Annotated in this window: 17 protein-coding genes and 1 tRNA gene; 11 read left to right on the plus strand and 7 right to left on the minus strand. The window is 33.3% G+C overall.

Annotated elements, in window-relative coordinates:
• Positions 1-84: 84 nt before the first annotated feature.
• The 3 genes from ACH2BP_RS13360 to ACH2BP_RS13370 form a co-directional block, all read right to left on the minus strand.
• Positions 85-1128, minus strand: a complete 1044-nt coding sequence (locus tag ACH2BP_RS13360; RefSeq protein WP_395060696.1) for a tyrosine-type recombinase/integrase — start codon at positions 1126-1128, stop codon at positions 85-87.
• A 179-nt stretch (positions 1129-1307) separates the two neighbouring features.
• Positions 1308-2822, minus strand: coding sequence for a 2,3-bisphosphoglycerate-independent phosphoglycerate mutase (gene gpmI / locus ACH2BP_RS13365; protein WP_395060698.1), 1515 nt, complete (start codon positions 2820-2822; stop codon positions 1308-1310).
• Between the two features lie 137 nt (positions 2823-2959).
• A complete protein-coding gene (locus ACH2BP_RS13370; RefSeq protein ID WP_395060700.1) occupies positions 2960-5404 on the minus strand; it encodes a DUF5916 domain-containing protein in 2445 nt (814 codons plus the stop codon).
• Positions 5405-5608: 204 nt separating this feature from the next.
• Here ACH2BP_RS13370 and ACH2BP_RS13375 point away from each other — a divergent pair, with 204 nt between their 5' ends.
• Positions 5609-6319 (plus strand): murein L,D-transpeptidase catalytic domain family protein, encoded by a 711-nt coding sequence (locus ACH2BP_RS13375; protein ID WP_395060702.1) that lies wholly within the window; start codon positions 5609-5611, stop codon positions 6317-6319.
• Here ACH2BP_RS13375 and ACH2BP_RS13380 read toward each other — a convergent pair.
• Together ACH2BP_RS13380 and ACH2BP_RS13385 are read right to left on the minus strand one after the other, a co-directional pair.
• Positions 6308-8008, minus strand: a complete 1701-nt coding sequence (locus tag ACH2BP_RS13380) for a murein L,D-transpeptidase (protein ID WP_395060704.1) — start codon at positions 8006-8008, stop codon at positions 6308-6310. The genes ACH2BP_RS13375 and ACH2BP_RS13380 overlap by 12 nt on opposite strands.
• A gap of 9 nt (positions 8009-8017) precedes the next feature.
• Positions 8018-8449: a GNAT family N-acetyltransferase gene (locus tag ACH2BP_RS13385; RefSeq protein ID WP_395060706.1), complete on the minus strand. Its 432-nt coding sequence runs from the start codon at positions 8447-8449 to the stop codon at positions 8018-8020.
• Positions 8450-8592: 143 nt separating this feature from the next.
• On the opposite strand from ACH2BP_RS13385, the gene ACH2BP_RS13390 reads away from it, so the two are divergent.
• Positions 8593-8665 (plus strand) — tRNA-Gly (locus ACH2BP_RS13390).
• A 36-nt stretch (positions 8666-8701) separates the two neighbouring features.
• On the opposite strand, the gene pepE is transcribed toward ACH2BP_RS13390, so the two are convergent.
• Complete coding sequence (pepE, locus tag ACH2BP_RS13395) at positions 8702-9409, minus strand: dipeptidase PepE (RefSeq protein WP_395060708.1); 708 nt, start codon at positions 9407-9409, stop codon at positions 8702-8704.
• A gap of 114 nt (positions 9410-9523) precedes the next feature.
• On the opposite strand from pepE, the gene ACH2BP_RS13400 reads away from it, so the two are divergent.
• The 4 genes from ACH2BP_RS13400 to ACH2BP_RS13415 are packed head-to-tail and all read left to right on the plus strand — an operon-like array spanning position 9524 to position 13808.
• Positions 9524-10243 (plus strand): hypothetical protein, encoded by a 720-nt coding sequence (locus ACH2BP_RS13400; protein ID WP_395060710.1) that lies wholly within the window; start codon positions 9524-9526, stop codon positions 10241-10243.
• Positions 10230-10988 (plus strand): hypothetical protein, encoded by a 759-nt coding sequence (locus ACH2BP_RS13405; protein WP_395060712.1) that lies wholly within the window; start codon positions 10230-10232, stop codon positions 10986-10988. Before ACH2BP_RS13400 ends, ACH2BP_RS13405 begins: the two co-directional genes overlap by 14 nt.
• A 13-nt stretch (positions 10989-11001) precedes the next feature.
• Positions 11002-11505, plus strand: a complete 504-nt coding sequence (locus ACH2BP_RS13410) for a DUF6702 family protein (RefSeq protein WP_395060714.1) — start codon at positions 11002-11004, stop codon at positions 11503-11505.
• Positions 11506-11564: 59 nt separating this feature from the next.
• Positions 11565-13808 (plus strand): M1 family metallopeptidase, encoded by a 2244-nt coding sequence (locus ACH2BP_RS13415; protein WP_395060716.1) that lies wholly within the window; start codon positions 11565-11567, stop codon positions 13806-13808.
• A gap of 179 nt (positions 13809-13987) precedes the next feature.
• Here ACH2BP_RS13415 and ACH2BP_RS13420 read toward each other — a convergent pair whose 3' ends face one another.
• Positions 13988-15433 carry an APC family permease gene (locus ACH2BP_RS13420; RefSeq protein WP_395060718.1) on the minus strand — a complete coding sequence of 482 codons (1446 nt, stop codon included), beginning with the start codon at positions 15431-15433 and terminating at the stop codon, positions 13988-13990.
• A 217-nt stretch (positions 15434-15650) separates the two neighbouring features.
• Here ACH2BP_RS13420 and ruvB point away from each other — a divergent pair, with 217 nt between their 5' ends.
• The 5 genes from ruvB to sprA form a co-directional block, all read left to right on the plus strand.
• Positions 15651-16673, plus strand: coding sequence for a Holliday junction branch migration DNA helicase RuvB (gene ruvB, locus ACH2BP_RS13425; RefSeq protein ID WP_395060720.1), 1023 nt, complete (start codon positions 15651-15653; stop codon positions 16671-16673).
• 78 nt (positions 16674-16751) lie between these two features.
• Positions 16752-17678, plus strand: coding sequence for a tRNA epoxyqueuosine(34) reductase QueG (gene queG, locus ACH2BP_RS13430; RefSeq protein WP_395060722.1), 927 nt, complete (start codon positions 16752-16754; stop codon positions 17676-17678).
• A gap of 64 nt (positions 17679-17742) precedes the next feature.
• Positions 17743-20046, plus strand: coding sequence for an NADP-dependent malic enzyme (locus ACH2BP_RS13435; protein ID WP_395060724.1), 2304 nt, complete (start codon positions 17743-17745; stop codon positions 20044-20046).
• An 80-nt stretch (positions 20047-20126) separates the two neighbouring features.
• On the plus strand, positions 20127-20708 hold the full coding sequence (gene ruvA / locus ACH2BP_RS13440; RefSeq protein WP_395060726.1) for a Holliday junction branch migration protein RuvA: 582 nt from the start codon (positions 20127-20129) through the stop codon (positions 20706-20708).
• 3 nt (positions 20709-20711) lie between these two features.
• On the plus strand, positions 20712-22427 hold a 1716-nt coding region (gene sprA / locus ACH2BP_RS13445), incomplete at its 3' end, for a cell surface protein SprA (protein ID WP_395060728.1).

Below are 22427 nucleotides of genomic sequence, written 5' to 3' on the forward strand. Positions count from 1 at the left end.
CGCTACAAAGTAGCGCATATACACCCATATTTGGGTAGATTGTCGCTACTCTTTAGCGATTTCCTCTCCAAATATACTTAAAAATTATAAATCATCAAAAGGGCTTTTTATTTGCTGAATACTTTTTGTGCTTACATGTGTGTAAATCTCCGTCGTTTTGCTACTACTATGTCCTAATAATTCTTGAATATACCTCAAATCTGTGCCGCTTTCCAGTAAATGTGTGGCATAACTATGGCGTAACCAATGTAGCGTAACTGGTTTGGTAATTCCTGCTTTTTTTATCGATTGCTTCAAGACTTGTTGCAAGCTTCTGTCATCATATCGGTTGCCAATTTTTTGCCCTTCAAATAAATAGGTTGTGGGCTTGTAAACTTTAAAATATTCTCGAAGCATTGCTAAAATTTTTGGACTCAAGGGAACAATTCTGTCTTTTTTTCCTTTCGCATTTTTTAACAATACAATGTTTCGTTTGGAATCAATATGTTTTGGTTCCAGAGCCAATAATTCGCCACATCGCAACCCACAGGAATAAACTAAACTTAACATCGTTTTATGTTTCAAGTTACTAGGAGCGTCCAATACGGCTTTTACCTCTTCCTTACTCAATACATTGGGTAAAATTTTGGCGCGCTTGGGTCTATGAATTTTGTCAACCTCTATTTTCGTATCTCGAATTGTTTTAAAATAAAGTTTAATTGCATTTACAATTTGATTTTGATAAGAAGAGGAAAGATTATTTTTTAGAATATATTCATTATTATACAAAACAACATCTTCGTTCGAAATCTCCGATACTGTTTTATCTTTAAAATAAGTCAAAAATGATTTCAAAGCATCACAATAAGTAATTGTAGTACTCGGACTGTAACGCTTGGATTGAAGCCATTGCTTAAATTTTGTAATCTGCTCTATTCCTTCATCTGAGGGTTTGTTGGTTATTATTTCTTGAACGTTAAACCTAATTCTATTTTCTAATGTGTTTGGGACATGCCAAAAACGCATGGTTTGACTCCATCTGCTGCCTTCTACTTGTTTTATTCGTTCTATTAAAGCTGTGTTTTTTTCGAAAGAAACTGCAATTCGACTATCTCCTCTGTGTTTGATGATTTTTGACTCCCATTTCATAAAGTTAAAGATATGAAAAAGGTAGCAACAATTGTTAAAACAATCATTCTAAATACTAGCTATTTTTTTTAACCAGAGATAAAAGTTCATTTATAAAAAGGCAGAATTTTAAACACAAAAGTTACAAAAGTTTTTCTAAACTTATTTTTTTTGTAACTTTTGTGGTGGAAAAATTAAAACTACAACAATGATTTTCTCGTCATAACTTCTGGTTTTTCAATTCCCATTAAGTCTAAAATAGTAGGAGCAATGTCGCCCAAAACACCGTCGTGAATTGTTTTCAGCTCTTTATCGACTAAAATAATAGGAACTGGATTTGTCGTGTGTGCTGTGTTTGGTGTGCCGTCAGGATTTATCATCGTTTCGCAATTACCATGATCGGCAATGACTATAGTCGTATAATTGTTGGCTAGAGCCGATGTAATTACTTTTTCAACACATTTATCAACGGCTTCGCAAGCTTTTATTGCTGCGCTCATGATACCTGTATGTCCCACCATATCACCGTTTGCGAAATTAAGACACACAAAATCGACTTCGCCTTTTTCGAGTTCTGGGATTAAGGCGCTGGTGAGTTCGTAAGCGCTCATTTCGGGTTGTAAATCGTAAGTGGCTACTTTTGGAGAGTTTTTTAAGATGCGACTTTCTCCGATAAATGGTTTTTCTCGTCCGCCAGAAAAGAAAAATGTGACGTGCGGATATTTTTCAGTTTCAGCAATTCGGATTTGTTTTTTACCGTGTTTTTCTAAAACTTCACCCAAGGTTTCGTTAAGGTTGTCCTTGTCAAAAACTCTATAAATGTTGTTGAACGTATCGTCATAATTAGTCATCGTGACATAATAAAGGTTCATTTTGTGCATATTATAATCGAGATGATTTTTCTGCGAAAGCACTTCGGTTAGCTGACGTCCACGATCTGTACGGAAGTTGAAGAAAATAACGACATCTCCAACTTTGATGGTTGTAATTGGTTCATCATTTTCGGTCATCACAATTGGCGGAAGGAATTCATCTGTAATATCTTTGCTGTAATTTCCTTGAATGCTCTTTATAGCATCTGTCGAATGTGTTCCGATTCCGTGAACCAATAAATCATAAGCCTGTTTAACGCGTTCCCATCTTTTGTCTCGATCCATAGCATAGTAGCGTCCAATTACCGTAGCGAGTTTAACCGATGTTCCTTTTATATGGTCTACAATATCGCTAATAAAGGCAGCTCCTGATTTTTGGTCAACATCACGACCATCAGTAAACGCATGGATAAAAACTTTTTCAAGTCCAATGTCATATGCCGCATCGACAAGTCCTTTTAGGTGATTAATGTGTGAATGTACGCCACCATCTGAAACAAGACCGAGGAAATGTACTGGTTTGTCATATTCCTTTGCGTAATGAAATGCATCAGAGATTGCTTTCTCTTTGTTGAACGTTTTATTTTCAACTGCCAAATTTATTTTGGCTAAATCCTGATAGACTATTCGTCCAGCTCCAAGATTCATGTGTCCAACTTCTGAGTTTCCCATTTGTCCTTCGGGAAGTCCTACGTTTAAACCATCAGTTCGAAGTTGTGCACTGGGATAGTTTTTATAAAGTGAATTTATAAACGGAATGTTTGCATTGTCTATAGCCGATACTTTTGGGTCTGGCGATTTCCCCCAACCGTCTAGTATCATTAGGATTACTTTTTTGTTCATATCGTGATGAAGTTTAACTACGATTTTTGATATTGATGTCGATTTTTAGCCCTGATGGAAGTGAAAATCCTTTTCTTTTTTTCTTTAAAAAAGAAAAGATTGCAACGTACAGCAGGATTAGCTTCAAAAATAAGAATTTATATCCAGTTTTTGACTCTATTGTAATCTAAAAAGTAGCGTAAACTTATTGAAAATGTATGTTGTAATTTGTCTCCAAATAGGGAATTGAAATTGTGAGATACATTTTTGTTTATATACTGAATTTCTGACAATCCATTTGCGGAGGTATTACGATACAACATATTAAGTTGGCTTCCTGGCGCAATCCACCAAGAATAAGCACAGTCTATATTCCAAGTATTAAAATCTTGGTTTAGCGAATTGGTATAATTAGTGTCTGATAATTCTCCGTTTGGTTGTAAGGAAAAGAATTTGTCGTTTTGAACGTAGGACCAATAATATCGTGCATTTACATTGATAGTCATTTTGTTGTTTAAAGCATACTTTGTAGATAATCCCAATGTAGAAGAGTTTACATCTCTTTGGGCATATATAATATCATCTCCTTGGTAGTCAACTTGACCTCGGTCGCTGTTTTGTTTGTTGAAATCATAATTTAACCTGAAAGAAATTTTATTGTTTAAGCGGTATCTGGGGCCAAAACTTATTCCGTATTCCATGCGATTTCCTTCAAAATATTCTGTATAATAAGGGTTAATGTCTATGGCTAATTTTTTGTTGTAATTAGAAGAATAATAAGCCCATATGCCATAGTTTTTAGGAATTGTTACATATCGTTCTTCTCTTCCTGGGGAATAGAAATCATAAGTGTTTACAGGTTTTGAATTAAAGCCAACCCCAAACCCGTTGTTCTTTTTTGTTGTAAAATGGTAGTTTGTATTTAGGTTAAATGATTGTAGTTTGCCTGTTATATTTTCGTACTCGGTATATACATTTCCATTTAGTCTAAAAGCATTTAGATTTTCTGATGGTTTTAGCATTCGATAATTAATATTTCCGAATATGCTGCTGTAATTTGTCTGAAAATTTATCCCTAAATCGTTATTATCGTATTTTTTAGAAACATATTTTGCGCCAACATTAAAACGTATTTTCCCGCTGGTTTCTGCAAAATTTAACGAGGTGTTGTATCCTTTTCTGTCCTCTAATTTTTTGTATTCGTTTACATTACTGTATTTGAAATCGCCCGAAAGATTGAATGTATTCTTTGTAGTATTCAAATCCCAAACCAAAGCGGTAACATTTGCGTCTTTGAAATGCCCATTTCTAGTTACATTTGTATTTACTAAGGATACTGATGAGTTTTTGTTGAAGCGTTGGTCTAATGTAAGAATGCTAAAATTAGCTATAGGTTCGATTATGACCTTCCGTTTGGTTTGAGAGAGTGTATCTAAAAGTGTTGCTTCGGTTTTTTCGGTAATTGCATTTAGAAAACCAATGCCTAGTCCTCCTTTTGTACGACCAGATATTTTTAGTGCATTTAGTAAGTTTACTTTTGTTGGATATTCATATATAGTTTCATTGGTTTCTTTTTCTTGATTTAATCGACCACGTCTTAATGATGGTTTTCCGCCAATTCTTCTGGAATAAAATAAATCTCCTTTGTTAAACAAGTCTGTTCCCTCGGTAAAAAAAGGTCTGTTTTCGTTAAATTGTTGTTCGAACGGACCAAGATTTAGGATTTGATTGTCTAAAGCTGTTTGTCCAAAGTCTGGAACTAGAATTGCATCGAGCGTAAACGCATCGTTTATACCATACTTTATATCCAAGCCACCTTTTAGTTCTGTTTTAGTTCCATTTTTTTTGTCGTTACTAACATAAACCGAAGCATAAGGGAAGAAGAATAATCGAGTAGGTGTTTTTATGTTTTCAATGCCATATAATTCTCCGGCTTGTTGTTCGAAAGTTCCTTTTTTATTATCTATATGTGTCCAAGTATATAATTGTCGGTCACGACGAATTTGTCTTAAAAAATTTATTCCCCAAATTTGGATATTTTCTTTCGAAAATCGAAGCGCCGAATAAGGGATTTTCATTTCGACAATCCAACCTTTGTCCGTGATTTTAGTTTTACTTTCCCAAATGGCATCCCAGGAAAAATCTTCGCCAGTTTGCGAATTAGAATTACAATCTAATTGTACTCCTGCAGCTGTTACGTAAAATCGAAATTCTTGTTGTCCGTCATTGTAGCCATTTAAGCTTACCCCAAAGAAGTCCGAAGAACCATCATCATCACGTTGCGTGATTTCTTTCATGATTTTATTTGGTTCATCATCATATAGCATTGCACCTATATATATGGCCTCATTATCATAAATTATTTTAACATCACTTTTTTTGTTTTCAGCAATAGGTTTTCCATTGTCTGGTTCAAACATGATAAAGCTTGTAGCGGCTTCCGTTTTTTGCCAAATTGCTTCGTTTAGCTCGCCATCTATCGATATGTTTTCGTTGGAAAGGATTGTGTTGAGTTTCTTTTTTTCTTTAAGCGATGTATTATCTTGCCCAAAGAGGATGTTGTTGGATAACAAGATAAATAAAATAGCTGAACGTAAAGTCATAAAATTGATTTTTGATGATGATAACAAATTTAGAAATATTCCCTGTGAACACTCGTTATTTATGATTAAATTAACTAAAATAGGAAATACAAATAATCGACTAAATGTTAAATTTTACCGATTAAGTGCAAAAAAATTTGGTTGGTGTTGTTTTTTATTACATATTTGCCTTGTACATACAACAACACAATTAATACATTATCAATGACTTATAGAATCCTACCTCTTCTTTTAGTATTTTTCATGTCTTTTGCCCCTAAAAGTACTACTACAAACACAGATCCCAAATTAGTTGCTAGTACAACAGCAAATAATCTTGTTGCAAAAATAGAAATGGTTTATTCCTCGTTAAACACAAATCATTTTGCTTTACCACAAATTACTTGTTTCAAAAAAGCAATGGAAGGATTTTATGCCCTGAAAGGAAAAGGACTTATTCAAAAAGATATTTTGACGGTAATCGACTTTAGTATGTCATCTGCTAAAAAACGTCTTTGGGTTATCGATTTATCTACAAATACGATACTATATAATACAGTGGTTTCTCACGGAATGAAATCGGGTGGGGAGTATGCTAATAATTTTTCAAATTCTCCAAGTTCCAACAAAAGCAGTTTGGGTTTTTATACAACAGGAGAAACTTATAACGGAAAACACGGATTGTCTCTAAAACTTGATGGTCAAGAAAAAGGAATAAATAGTAATGCACGTTCAAGAGCAGTTGTTATGCATGGTGCAAGTTATGCGAATCCTTCTATTATAAAAGCTCAAGGATATTTAGGTAGAAGCCAAGGTTGTCCTGCAATTCCTGAGGCTCTAAAAAATCAAATTATTAAAACTATAAAAGATAAATCTTGTATTTTTATTTACCATCCAAGTAGAAGTTACGAAGTTGCGTCTAGATTAGTTTCTTAATTTATGATACAAATCAGAATCTAGGCAATAAATATCTTCTCTAAATTGTAATGTTTCCTTTTCTAACCAAGAGGTCCAGTACAATTGATGAATATAAATATCATCTGAAATATTTACAACGATTGTTTTTAGTTCTGGTTTTGGATATATTCTTTTGGGAATTACTAACAGCGGATTTTTTGCCAATAGTTTAGCGTTTTTTGCCTCAATTTTCTTTTGTTTTTGCTTCTGAAGTTTGTTGTAATAATTAATATCTGTCGTGTCTTGTATAGTTTTCAAATCCCATTTTTCAGGTTTGTTTATCAAGTAAGCAGCCATTTCTAAAGGTTTTTCTAATCTCACACAACCAGAACTTAAAGACCTGTAAGTGAGGCTAAAATAATCACGATGGTTAGTATCGTGAAGATAAACAGAATATTTGTTAGGGAAATTTATTTTCATAAGTCCTAAAGCACTATTCCTTCCGGGATTTTGAACGTATTTGTATTTCTTGGCATCTTCTATTTTCCAGTCCCACGGGTTAACTTTCTTGTTTTTATTATCTAAAATTATTAATCCTTTTTTCTTAAAAACACTTCTGTCTTTTATAGCGTCAGGATAAACATCTTCTTTAAGAATAGTTGGAGGAACGGTCCAGTTTGGGTTTAAATTAATGTTAGAAACTTTCGATTCTATTATAGGGGTTTGTCTTGTTTCTTTTCCTACCACCACCCTTTGTTTTTGCATCGTATCATTATCCTTAATAGCGAGTAATGTATAATCTGGTATGTTTATTAAAAGATAATTTTTGCCAAAATCGCTCGCAAACCACCGCCAACGCTCTAGGTTTGCAATAACTTGTTCCATTCGTTGGTCTTTAGTAAAGTTTAAAGCTAAAACAGTCCCTTTTCCTATAACACCATCTGGATTTAAACCGTGTCGTGATTGAAATGATTTTACAGCATCTTGCGTTTCTTTATCATAAATATTTGTCAGCGTATCAATTTGTTTCAGATCATGCCAATACATTAATCGTCTTTTTATGGTTTTTAAGGTTTTATGAGATTTGTTAAAAACAATTTTATCTTTTGGCTTTAATATGATAAACGGAACGGAATCTTTGGGAAAAGAATTAAGTAACCTTAAGGCTTCTTTTAAGTCTTTGTAAATAGTGTGTTTGGGTTTCAGATCTTCAAATTTTGATACAAAGGATTTGTTTTCAATAGTTTCAAAAAGCACAGCATTTATATCGATGTTTTTTTCTTTCAAATCCCAATCGTCGTATATAACTCGGGGGTTTACTTTTCCTTTATGTATATGTGAAAGATATTTTTGAATACTTTGTGTAAATAATAAATCAAATTCAATCAGTTTTGTGTCGTCTAAATGATCATAATTATTGTTTAAGGCGGTCAATTTGTCAAAATTATAATCGTTTGCAAGTAAACCTTCATTAGTTGAATTCCCGAATTCATTTAAAACAACATTTCTATTATCTTGTGAATTCCAAACGGTTTCGTTGCTGTAATTTTTATAAAAAGCAGTTAAGTCCGGGTTATTAAAGCTACTTATTAATGTAGAATCTATTTTTACAGAAAAATTTAAAAAAGGAAAATCTATAAAAGAAGTACTATTGGAAGTTTTTTCTAAAGTATTCTTTTTGCAACAAATAAAAATTATAATCGGAATAAGTAAGTAAATTGGCTTCATTTAGTATTGTTATAAATTTTTAAACATTAAAAAATGAATTCCCACATCGGTAATCACAAAAGGAAATCCATTCTTGGTGTAACCTAATTTTTCGTAAAACGTTACAGCTGTTTCTCGGGCGTTAAACCAGATTAAATTTGCGCCATTATTTGTTAAATAATCTTCACAATGTTTAACCAACAGTTTTCCGCAACCTTCGCCTTGAAATTCTTCCAAGATTGCCATTCCACGAATTTGATATTGATTTGGGAACTTAAAAATAACATTTTTATTTTTATAAATCGATACAACTCCCATAATTTTTCCATTATCAAAATAGCCAAAGTGTTTTGTTTGTTCCAAGTTATCACCATCAAAAAAACAAGTTTCAACTGGTTTTCCGGGTCTTAATACCAAATTCCGTACCAAAAAAGTATCTTGAGTAGCAATTTCTTTAATCATATTAATTTTTTATATAATGGTTAAAACTTTAATAATAAATGGATTAGGAAGATTAATTTTTTTAATAAAAATAAAGTGTTATTTTTTTTGAAAAAAAATTTGCAATTAAAAGGAAATGTTATGTATATTTGCACCGTTGTAATGCGAAAGTAGCTCAGTTGGTAGAGCTCCAGCCTTCCAAGCTGGTTGTCGCGAGTTCGAGCCTCGTCTTTCGCTCTTCATAGAAACCTCAAATGTAAGTTTGAGGTTTTTTTATGTCAAAAAACTAAAATTTGTATTCGTTTCTAACTCGACAGCAGGTTCATTTTGTCTGAACAATCGAGCGGATAAATCTCCTTTTAATGTAATATTTTCTCCATATATTTCTAGCCAACTTCCTTCTCGCAATCCCAAAACTGGAATGTTACTTATGGTATGAAATTCATTTATTCTCGTTTCGCGAGTTTCTCCCATATGTGTCGATTGCGTATTTGCATCTAAAAAATGTGGATTAAGATTAAAAGGTATTAATCCTAAAGTTTCGAAACTTTCAGGCAAAACAATAGGCATGTCGTTGGTTGTATTCATTGTCATTCCGCCTATGTTACTTCCTGCGCTTGTACCTAAATATGGAATTCCATCTTCAATAGTACTTTTTAAAACAGTCATCAATTTGTTTTTATATAGTTGAGAAACCAATAAAAAAGTATTTCCGCCACCAGTAAAAATGGCTTCAGCTTTTAGTATGGCTTCGATGGGATTTTGATATTCATGAATCCCGTTTACTGTTATATTTATTTTGGCAAAAGCCTCACTTACTTTTTTTGTGTAATCATCATGCGAAATTCCACTAGGTCTTGCATATGGTATGAAAAGGAGGGTTTTGCATCCGCTAAAATGTTTTGACAATATAGGTATTAAATAATCTAAATAATCACCATTATATAAGGTCGATGTGCTGGCAAGAATAACTTTTTTCATTGTTTTGGTATTAAGATTTTCAAAGGTAAATAATTATTATTAACAAAAAATTACCAAGGCATTAATAATATATTGTGAAGCTTGACTTCTATTTTTACAAAATATTAAAGATTGATGAAGCAAATTTTATTTTTATTATTTACGGTATTACTTTTTTTTCAAAGTAGTTTTTCTCAAACACTATTGAAAGGAAAAGTTATTTGTGATGCTTCTAATTTGGGTCAAATTTATGTAACTAATTTAACTACCAATGTAAAAACAATAACAGATAGTAGTGGGCTTTTTTCAATTGAAGCTAAACCAAGCCAAGTTTTAGTGTTTTCAGGTCTTAAAATAGAACGAAAAGTATTCAATTTGAAGTCTATTGATTTCTCGATAGATTTGTTATCTGTAAAAGTATATCCTAATGTAACTCAATTGGAAGAAGTGGTCATAAAAAACTATCCGCAAATAACTGCGGCTTCTTTGGGGATTGTTTCAAAAAACGTAAAAACCTATACGCCAGCCGAAAGAAAACTAATTGCGGAAAGTTCTGGAATTGGTTTTATGCAACTCATAAACGCTATAAATGGAAGGACTAAGGAGCTGAAAAAAAATGTAGAAGTAGAGAAGAAAGAGAAATTACTTGATAAACTTTCGACATTATTTGAAGAAGAATTTTATACAAAAACACTAAAAATCCCCTCGAAATACATAAAAGGCTTTCAGATTTTTGCCATTGATGATAAAAGATTAGTAGCTAGTTTAAATAAAAATGAGTCAAAATTAATTCCGCTTTTACTAACAGAATTGTCTTCAACATATAATGATTTATTCCGAAATGATAAAAAATAGTTTGCTTGTACTTATTTTATTTCTAATTTTTCAAAATGTTTTTTCTCAAACATTATTGAACGGTAAAGTTATTTGCGATGCTTCAAATCTTGACGGAATTCACGTGATTAATCTAACCAATGAGAAAAGTGCCATGACCGAAAAAGCTGGTTTTTTCTCTATTTTAGCCAAAGTAAACGATACCTTAATGTTTTCGGGAATGCAAATAAAAGGAATGCAAATCGTATTAAAACAATCTGATTTTTCTGAAAACCTGTTCTTTATGCGACTAAAACAACAAATTATAATGTTAGATGAGTTATACATAAAAGATTACTCCGAAATAAATGCCTTTTCGCTAGGAATTATTTCCAAAGGAATAAAATCATATACGCCAGCGCAAAGACGATTAAGAACTGCAGCAGCTCCTTTTGTAAGTTTAGATGCAGGAGGAATGGCAGGAGGATCAGTAGGTATAGACCCATTAATAAATTGGATGTCTGGAAGAACTACAAAGTTAAAAAAAGAATTGGCAGTGGAAAATAAAGAACTATTACAAGCGAAAGTTGACAATTTATATGATGAAGCTTTTTTTATAGAAACACTAAAAATCCCTTTCGAATATATAAAAGGTTTTCAGATTTATGTGATTGATGACGAACGATTAATCTCCAGTATAAAATCTAAAAACAAAACCATGACTACTTTTTTGTTAGGAGAATTGGCACAAAAATATAAACAAATCACTTTTCCCAAGAAAGAATAATTACTTTCGTAAAATGAAAAAATCAATAATTAATACAGTCCTATTTTTATCGATAATAAGTTTGTCGTCTTTTGCTATGCATAAGTTTTACGTGTCAATATATCAAGTTAACTTCAATCAGAAAAAGCAAATGTTAGAAATAACTTCACGTATTTTCATAGATGATTTAAATGATGTTCTGAAAACAAAATACAACCAAAAAACACATATTGGCGAAGCAAATGAAACACCAGAAGATATAGTTTTGATGGAGAAATATATATTAAATAATTTTTCTCTAAAAATAAATGGCCAGCAAAAAAGAATCAATTATCTCAGTAAAGAGCTTGAAGGAAATGTGGTGATTTGTTATTATAATGTGAAAGAAATTCCAAAAATAAAAACTTTAGAAATTCAAAACACTACTTTGTTAGATCTAAATTCCGACCAGCAAAACATTATTCAAACCACAATATATGGCAAGAAAAAAAGTTTGTTACTAACTCCAGATAATGTGAAAGGTTTGTTAAAACCCTAAGATTTCTCTTTCCTGTTATAAAAATAATTACTTTTATGACTTGAAAATTAAATCAGGTTATGAAAAAAACTACTACTTTTTTACTGTTTTTTATTACTTTTTCTTCGGCTATATTGGCCCAAGAAACCGCTAAAGTTAAAGAACAAGGTCACGAAGACAAGAATAAATTTCGTCAAATGTATGGCGAATTTGCAACTCCTAACATGTATCGTACAGCATCTGGAGCGCCAGGTCCAGAATATTATCAGCAGCAAGCCGATTATAAAATGAATATTGAGCTTGATGATAAAAACGCTAAATTATTTGGTACAGAAACCATTACTTATACCAATAATGCTAAGGAATCTCTAGATTATTTATGGATTCAATTAGATCAGAATATTGCTGCACGAACATCAAAAACACCATTAGTAGAAAATTCTAAAATAGATCCAGCGATTAGTGCAGCTGGTTTTTCTAGAAAATATCTCGAAGAAAAGTTTGACGGAGGTTTCAAAATCGATTATGTAAAAGACATAAAAGGAAATCCAATTTCTTATACCATCAACGAAACAATGATGCGTATCAATTTGGCAAAGCCATTAGCGCACGGCGAGAAATTTGTTATGAACATCAAATGGAATTATAACATAAATAATTATATGATTGATGGTGGTCGTTCTGGCTATGAGCATTTCAAAGATGGAAATAATCTATATGTTTTAGCACAATTTTATCCAAGAATGGCGGTTTATAATGATGTAGAAGGTTGGCAAAATATGCAATTTTGGGGAAGTGGAGAATTTGCTTTGCCTTTCGGAAATTTCGAAGTTAATATTACCGTTCCAGCTGATCACGTTATGGAAGCAACAGGGGATCTTTTAAACAGAGCCGAAGTTTTTACACCAGAGCAAGTTAGAAGATACGCATTGGCACAAAATTCGTTCGACAAACCAGTTGTAATTGTTACTCAAGCAGAAGCAATAGAAAGCGAAAAAGGTTTTTCTGATAAGAAAAAAACTTGGAAGTTTAAAGCGGAAAATGTTCGTGATTTTGGAATTTCAACGTCAAGAAAATTTATCTTAGATATGATGGCTGTAAAGTTAGATACAAAAACTGTGATGGCCGTTTCTTTATATCCAAAAGAAGGAAATCCACTTTGGGAACAATATTCTACTAAAGCTGTTGCGCATACCCTAAAAAGTTATTCGAGTTATACTTTCGATTATCCTTACCCAAAAGCAGTTTCTGTAAATGCGCAAGATCAAGGAATGGAATACCCAATGATATGTTGGAATTTCGGACGTCCTGAGGCCGACGGAACATTTTCTGATAGAGTAAAATACGGAATGTTAGGTGTCGTTATTCATGAAGTTGGGCACAACTTTTTTCCAATGATTGTTAATTCAGATGAGCGTCAATGGACTTGGATGGACGAAGGATTGAACACGTTTATGGAATATCTTGCCGAAATCACTTTCGATAAAAATTTCCCAATAGATCGTGGACCAGCAAGTTTAATTGTTCCTTATATGAGTGGAGACCAAAGTAATATTGAACCAATTATGACCAATTCTGAAGCCATAAAACAATTTGGGAATAACGCTTACGGAAAACCAGCAGCGGGTTTAAATATTCTTCGTGAAACCATTATGGGACACGAATTGTTCGATTATGCTTTCAAAACCTATGCAAACCGTTGGAAATTTAAGCATCCAACTCCAGAAGATTTCTTCAGAACTATGGAAGACGCATCGGCAACCGATTTAGATTGGTTTATTCGTGGTTGGTTTTACACTACTGATTATACAGATATTGGTATTAAAGAAGTAACTCAATATTATGTGAGTAACGAAGCACCAAAAGGTTATAAAGCACCAGACGTTAATAGAAGAAACCGACGAAAAATGTCTGGACCATTAGTATATATGGTTTCTAGTACAAGCCAAGATTTATTAGCAGATAACAAAAAAGCATTAAATACAAAAGATATTAAAACTTTAGACGAATTTGTGCAAACAAATTTCAAACCTGAAGAAATTACAAAATTAGCTTCGCCAAAATATTTTTATGAAGTAACGTTTAATAAACCTGGCGGATTAGTAATGCCCATCATTGTCGAACTAACTTTTGAAGACGGTACCACCGAAAACCAAACATTTCCGGCGCAAATTTGGAGAATGAATGACGCTGAGGTGGTAAGGACGTTCGCTACTCAAAAAGCAATTTCAAAAATTGTAGTAGATCCAAAACTAGAAACTGCCGATGTTGATGTAAGCAATAATACTTGGCCAAAAGCTATAGAAAAATCTAAATTTGATTAATTTTTTTAAACAAATTAAGCATGAAAAAAGAGAAGAAACCGTAATGTTTCTTCTCTTTTTTTATATAATGTTGTCATTCCGAGGAACGAGGAATCTCATAATTAATGATTGATAAGATTCCTCGTTCCTCGGAATCACAATATCATCAATATTTTTCAGTAAATTAAATTTAAAATGGTTTACACTTCCCTTTTAGTCAAATAATAAACAGGAACTCCCAAACCAACTATCAACAATCCCAACCCTGTACTTTTAGTATCATAAATTAATAAAGTGATACATATTAAAGAAGTAATAACTATATAAATTGCAGGAATTATAGGATAACCAAAAGCTTTATAAGGACGCTCAGCATTTGGTTCTTTTTTTCTAAGAATAAAAATTCCATAAATTGTTAGAATATAAAATAACAAAGAAGCAAATGTAGAATAGGTTAATAAATCTCCATATTTCCCTGAAACACAAAGTACACAAGCCCAAATACATTGCAGCCAAAGCGCTTTTTCAGGAACATTATTTTTGTTTAATTCACCAGCTTTTTTAAAGAACAATCCGTCTTTAGACATGGCATAAAATAATCTTCCGCCAGAAAGTATTAATCCTGAATTACAACCAAAAGTTGAAACCATAATTAATCCAGCCATTACAAAAACACCAATATTCCCCATAATAATATTGGCCGCAGCCGCACCAACACGGTCTTGACTTGCAAACATAATTCCGTTATTCATCACCGATTCTCCAATAGGAGTTCCTTGCATAGGCAATAATGCCAAATAAGCAATATTTGCCAAAATATAAATGATAGTCACAATCAGTGTGCCTAAAAATAAACTTCTAGGAATATTTTTTTTAGGGTCTTTTATTTCTCCAGCAATAAATGTCACATTGTTCCAAGCATCACTCGAAAATAAAGAGTTAATAATGGTGGCTCCCATAGCACCAAGTAAAGCAACTCCTGCTAATTTTGTTACCGTTACCGTTCCGTCAGTATTTAAAACTGTTTTGGAAGCTTCCCACATATGAGCAAAATTATTAGATAAAACATCGGTTTGTAAGCCAACATATAATCCTAAAATAATCAAAGCAAAAAGAGCAAACATTTTAGCTAATGTAAATATCAACTGAATGGTTTTTCCGCTCTGAACTCCTTTTGTATTTATATAAGTAAGTAAAACAATACTAACCATAGCTAGAATTTGCTTGTTCGAGAAAGCATAACTTTCGCCAAGGGTAAATAGTTTGTTTTCTAAAACAGGAAAAAACACTGCCGAATAATTAGCAAAAGCTACCGCAACAGCCGCAATAACTCCTGTTTGTATAACTGTAAAAACTGTCCAGCCGTACAAAAACGACATCAATTTTCCGTAAGCTCTTTGGATATAAACAAACTGTCCGCCCGCATTAGGCATCATTCCTGCTAATTCGCCATAACTCAAAGCTGCAGACATCGTTAATAATCCTGTTACCAGCCAAATAACCAAAAGCCAAGCTGCAGAACCTACATCTCGAGCCATTTGTGCGGTAACTATAAAGATTCCCGAACCAATCATAGAGCCAGCAACCAAGCTTGTCGCATTAAGCAATCCCAATTCGCGTTTAAAAGTTTGTTTTTCTTCTTGCATAAAAGTTTTTTTTAAAGGCTAATATAACATTTTTCCCTAAAGTCCCAAGTCATAAAGTTTAAAGTCATAAAGTCTTTTGTTTCTTTTTCTATGTTTTAAACTTTTTTCAAATAGAATAAATTTTAAAAACGGCTAAAACTTATTAAATATTAAGGACATTCGACATTATGACATTTCAACTTGCGACTTTAAGGAATAAACTTTTTATATTTGTAACATGAATGAGAATTTAGATCCTACAAATCAAAACTATAATCCGGAAGAACTCGATTTAGAAAAAAAATTGAGACCACTCTCGTTTGATGATTTTTCTGGGCAAGAACAAGTTTTAGAAAACCTAAAAATATTTGTACAAGCAGCAAATCTTCGTGGTGAAGCACTTGATCATACTCTTTTTCATGGTCCTCCAGGATTAGGAAAAACAACTTTGGCAAATATTTTGGCAAACGAATTGGGAGTAGGTATCAAAATTACTTCGGGTCCAGTTTTAGATAAACCAGGAGATTTAGCAGGTTTGTTAACGAATCTTGACGAGCGTGATGTTTTATTTATTGATGAAATTCACAGATTAAGTCCAATTGTCGAAGAATATTTGTATTCTGCAATGGAAGATTTTAAGATTGATATTATGATTGAATCTGGACCAAACGCTCGTTCAGTTCAAATTAATTTATCTCCATTTACATTAGTAGGAGCAACCACGCGTTCGGGATTATTAACCGCACCAATGCGAGCCCGTTTTGGTATTCAAAGTAGATTGCAATATTACAAAACAGAACTTTTGACGACGATTGTACAACGAAGTTCGTCTATTTTAAAAATGCCAATTACGATGGAAGCAGCTATCGAAATTGCTGGTCGTAGCCGAGGAACACCTCGTATTGCAAATGCTATGTTGCGCCGTGTTCGAGATTTTGCACAAATAAAAGGTAACGGAAGCATCGATATCGAAATCGCAAAATTCGCTCTAAATGCTTTAAATGTTGATGTGCATGGATTAGACGAAATGGATAATAAAATTCTAACAACAATAATAGATAAATTCAAAGGTGGGCCAGTAGGATTATCTACTTTGGCGACAGCCGTATCCGAAAGTAGCGAAACTATTGAAGAAGTTTACGAACCATTCTTAATCCAAGAGGGGTTTATCATGCGAACGCCACGTGGAAGAGAAGTTACCGAAAAAGCTTACAAACATTTAGGGAAAGTAAAAGCTAATATTCAGGGAGGTCTTTTTTAATTTAAGAATTTTTATTCTCAGAATAGAACTTTGTGTATCTCTGTGTTTTCTTCGTGAATCTTTGTGAAATAACTTTAATTGATAAATAATAAAGAAAAATATACACAACTCATAAAATCCGAAGCCAAACGCCTCGGTTTTTTGTCTTGTGGTATTTCGAAAGCAGGATTTCTTGAAGAAGAAGCGCCACGATTAGAAAATTGGCTAAATAAGCAAATGCATGGCGAGATGTCTTATATGGAAAACAATTTCGATAAAAGATTGAATCCAACTTTGTTGGTCGATGATGCCAAAAGTGTTATTTCATTATTACTAAATTATTTTCCATCGGAAACCCAAAATAATGATTCCTATAAAATCTCAAAATACGCTTACGGACAAGATTATCATTTTGTTATTAAAGAAAAACTCAAAGAATTATTACATTTTATTCAAACTGATATTGGCGAAGTTTCAGGTCGTGCTTTTGTCGATTCAGCACCCGTTCTCGACAAAGCTTGGGCTGCTAAATCAGGATTAGGTTGGGTTGGAAAAAACAGCAATTTAATAACAAAGCAAGTTGGTTCTTTCTATTTTATTGCAGAGCTTATTGTCGATTTGGATTTAGAATATGATAACGCTACGACTGATCATTGCGGAAGCTGCACCGCTTGCATCGATGCTTGTCCCACCGAAGCGATTGTTGCGCCATATGTCGTCGATGGAAGTAAATGTATTTCCTATTTTACCATCGAATTAAAAGAGAATATTCCAACAGAAATGAAAGGAAAATTTAACGATTGGGCTTTCGGTTGTGATATCTGTCAAGATATTTGTCCTTGGAATAAATTCTCAAAACCACATAATGAACCGCTTTTTAATCCAAATTCAGAGATGCTTTCTTTTTCTAAAAAAGATTGGGAGGAAATCACTGAGGATGTTTTTAAGAAAATATTTAAAAATTCAGCTGTAAAAAGAACAAAATTTGAAGGCTTAAAAAGAAATACAAACTTTCTAAAAGATTAGTCCTTAAAAATTTCTTACTTCGGTTGCATATTTTAACTTTGTAAATTCATAGTAATTTTAAAACATGTCAAAAGATAATAAAAGAAGAGAAGCATTACTATATCACGCTAAACCTACACCAGGAAAAATACAGGTTGTTCCTACAAAAAAATACGCAACGCAACGTGATTTGTCATTGGCTTATTCGCCAGGAGTTGCTGAGCCATGTCTTGAAATTGCAAAAGACGTAAACAACGTTTATAAATATACTGCCAAAGGTAATTTGGTTGCTGTAATTACTAATGGAACTGCCGTTTTAGGCTTAGGAGACATTGGTCCAGAAGCTTCGAAACCAGTTATGGAAGGAAAAGCATTGTTGTTTAAAATTTTCTCAGATATTGATGTTTTTGATATTGAAGTTGATGCTACAGATATCGATAAATTTGTAGAAACAGTAAAGGCTATTGCGCCAACTTTTGGAGGAATTAATTTAGAAGATATCAAAGCGCCAGAATCTTTTGAAATTGAAAGACGATTGGTCGAAGAATTGAATATTCCAGTCATGCATGATGATCAGCATGGAACGGCTATTATCTCTTCAGCAGCTTTGTTAAACGCATTAGAGTTAGCTGATAAAAAAATTGAAACAGTAAAGCTAGTTGTATCTGGAGCGGGCTCGGCAGCATTGGCTTGTGCTAATTTATACGTGCTTTTGGGTGTAAATCCAGATAATATCATTATGTTCGACAAAGATGGTGTGCTTTCTTCGGAAAGAACAGATTTGTCCGACTTACAAAAAAGATATTCTAAAGCAAAACCAAATATAAATTTGCATGAAGCATTAATTGGTGCCGATGTTTTCTTGGGACTTTCTGCAGGAAATATTTTGACTCCAGAAATGCTGATGGGAATGGCAAACGATCCGATTGTTTTTGCTATGGCCAATCCAATTCCGGAAATCGATTACGGCTTAGCAGTTTCTACCCGTAAAGATATTATTATGGCGACCGGTCGTTCTGACTATCCAAATCAGGTCAATAACGTATTAGGATTTCCTTATATTTTTCGAGGCGCACTCGATGTGAGAGCTACAAAAATTAACGAAGCTATGAAAATGGCTGCGGTAAAAGCTTTAGCCTATCTAGCAAAACAATCAGTTCCTGAACAAGTAAATATTGCTTACGGAGAAACCAAACTAAACTTCGGAAGAGATTATATTATTCCAAAACCATTCGATCCTAGATTAATAACTGAAGTTGCGCCAGCTGTCGCAAAAGCAGCAATGGAAAGCGGTGTGGCTCAAATAGAAATCACTGATTGGGAAAAATACAAAGAAGATTTACTAGAACGATTGGGTTCTGATAATAAAATGGTTCGCTTGTTAGCCAACAGAGCTAAAACTGACCCAAAACGAATTGTTTTTGCCGAAGCAGATCATTTAGACGTGTTGAAAGCAGCGCAAATTGTACATGAAGAAGGTATTGGAATTCCAATTTTATTAGGGAATAAGGAAATTATTCTGGAACTTAAAGAAGAATTAGGTTTTGATGCCGAAGTTGCTATTTTTGATCCCAAAACAAAAGAAGAAGATGCTCGCAGACTTCGTTATGCTGAAATATACTGGAAAGCACGCCGTCGCAGAGGAATTACATTACTAGATGCTCAAAAATGGATGCGTGAGCGCAATTATTTTGCCGCTATGATGGTCAATGAAGGAGAAGCCGATGCTTTGGTAACCGGTTACTCCAGAAGTTATCCATCAGTAGTGAAGCCCATGATGGAGTTGGTTGGAAAAGCACCTGGTGTAACCAGAATGGCAACGGCCAATATGATGATGACGCCTCGTGGACCAATGTTTTTATCGGATACGGCGATTAATCCTAACCCAAGTGCTCAAGACTTGGCACGAATTGCCTTAATGACGGCCAAAGTGGTCAAAATGTTTGGTATGGAACCGGTTATTGCCATGGTTTCTTTTTCAAACTTTGGATCATCAAGTACTGAAAGTGCTGTTAAAGTTCGTGAAGCCGTAGCGTATTTGCATGAAGAACATCCTGAATTGATTGTAGATGGTGAAATTCAAACGGATTTTGCATTAAATTCAGACATGTTAAAGAGTAAATTTCCTTTTTCAAAATTGGTAGGGTATAAAGTAAATACGCTTGTTTTTCCAAATTTAGAATCAGCAAATATTACTTATAAAATGCTAAAAGAATTGTATAAAGTAGATTCTATTGGGCCAATTATGTTGGGAATGGATAAGCCGGTTCATATTTTTCAACTGGGTGCCAGCGTGGAAGAAATGGTAAACATGGCAGCAGTTGCTGTAGTTGATGCTCAGGAAAAAGAAAGAAGAATGAAATCGGTTCAAACAACCCGTATTATTTAATCGATAAATCAAGTAGTTAGACCGAAAAAAGAATCGGATTTAAAGAAAATTAGTATATTTGGGAGTTTACGAAATCATTTATGATAGCACACATTCAAGGGAAATTAGTCGAAAAATCACCAACGGAAGTTGTAATAGACTGTAATGGTGTTGGTTATCATGTAAATATTTCATTGCATACTTATGGTTTATTGCCCGCAACAGATTTTATTAAACTTTTTACCCATCTAATAATAAAGGAAGACGGTCATTCGTTATATGGTTTTGTCGAAAAATCTGAAAAAGAAATTTTCAAATTATTGATTTCAGTTTCGGGAATAGGAGCCAATATTGCGCGTACAATGTTATCATCAATCGAACCCAAGCAAATCATTAATGCAATTGGTTCTGGTGATGTAGGAACAATTCAATCTATAAAAGGGATTGGTGTAAAAACCGCTCAACGAACGATTATAGATTTGAAAGAAAAAGTGTTAAAACTCTATGATTTAGACCAAGTTTCTATTTCGCAAAGCAATACAAATAAAGATGAAGCGTTATCTGCATTAGAAGTTTTAGGATTTATCAGAAAATCTGCAGAAAAAGTTGTCGAAAAAATCGTAGCAACAATGCCAGACGCAACGGTAGAAACCATTATCAAACAAGCATTAAAAAATTTATAATCGTTGAGAGAATCCAGTTTATATAATTCGAGTTCATTTATTAAAAACAGTTTTTTTCTACTGCTTTTTTTTGTTTCAATTACTGTTAATGCACAAATAACTCCTGAAACACAAGACACTGTAAAAGGTTATAATACAGGAAGTTTACAGCTCCCAAATCCGAATAGTATTCTAGAGGCATATACATACGATCCAATTACCGATAGATATATTTATACCAAAACATTTGAAGGATTTAATATAAATTACCCAATTGTTCTAACACCAAAAGAATATCAGGAACTAATCTCGAGAGAAGCAATGCGAGATTATTTTCAGAAAAAATCTGATGCAATTGATGGTAAAAAAGCATCAAGTAAAGATGCTCAAAAAGATTTATTGCCAAGGTATTACATAAAATCAGGATTATTCGAATCTATTTTTGGAAGTAATACTATCGATGTAAAGCCAACAGGAACCGTCGAAATCGATTTAGGAATGCGTTATTCCAAACAAGATAATCCATCATTTTCGCCAAGAAACAGAAAAAGTACCACGTTCGATTTCGACCAACGAATTAGTTTGAGCTTACTAGGAAAAGTAGGAACAAGGCTAAAAGTAAATGCAAATTATGATACCGAATCAACTTTTGCCTTTCAAAATTTAATAAAACTAGAATACACACCGACAGAAGATGATATTCTTCAAAAAATAGAGGTTGGTAACGTAAGTATGCCACTAAACAGTACTTTAATTCGTGGTGCGCAAAGTTTATTTGGAGTAAAAGCACAGTTTCAATTCGGAAAAACAACTGTAACAGGAATTTTTTCTGAACAAAAATCACAAACAAAAACTGTTGTTTCTGAAGGTGGCGGAGCAATTACAGAATTTAATCTTTTTGGATTAGATTACGATGTTGACAGACACTTTTTCTTATCACAATATTTTAGAAATAAATATGACGATGCACTTAAAAATTACCCAGTTATCGATTCGAGAGTACAAATTACGAGAATGGAAGTCTGGATTACTAATAGGCAAAACCGAGTAAACACTTCGTCTGAAGGAAATAATTTAAGAAATATTGTTGCCTTACAAGATTTAGGAGAATCTAGGCTTACAGGATTTACAGATGCTGAAATTATTGGAATAACACCACCGCCAACATTTTTTAATGCACCACCAGACACACCATCAAACAATGCGAATAATAATTTCGACCCTACAAAAATAGGTATTGGAAACAGTAATTTAAATTCATTAATTAGAGAAATTGCAACTGCGGGACAAGGTTTTTCGGGTTTTGCACCAGCACCATCTGAAGGGACAGATTATGCTAAATTAGAAAATGCAAGAAAATTAACATCAAACGAGTACACTTTCAATACACAATTGGGTTACGTGTCGCTAAACCAAAGATTAAGCAATGATGAGGTTCTTGCCGTGGCTTATCAATATACGATTGGTGACAAAGTGTACCAAGTAGGGGAGTTTGGAACTGATGGTGTAGATGCAACAAATGTAAATTCAGCTGGTGTGCCACTAACACAAAGTTTGATCCTTAAAATGCTAAAAGGAAATTTAGCTAGTGTGACCAAGCCTGCTTGGAATTTGATGATGAAAAACATTTATCAAATACCAGGTGCTTATCAATTAGATGCCAAAGATTTTAAATTCAATATTTTATACACCGATCCATCACCGTTAAATTATATTTCTGAAGTAGCTGGAAGTCCTTTT

It is taken from the genome of Flavobacterium sp. (genome assembly GCF_043756175.1).
In the GTDB taxonomy this organism is placed as follows: Bacteria; Bacteroidota; Bacteroidia; order Flavobacteriales; family Flavobacteriaceae; genus Flavobacterium.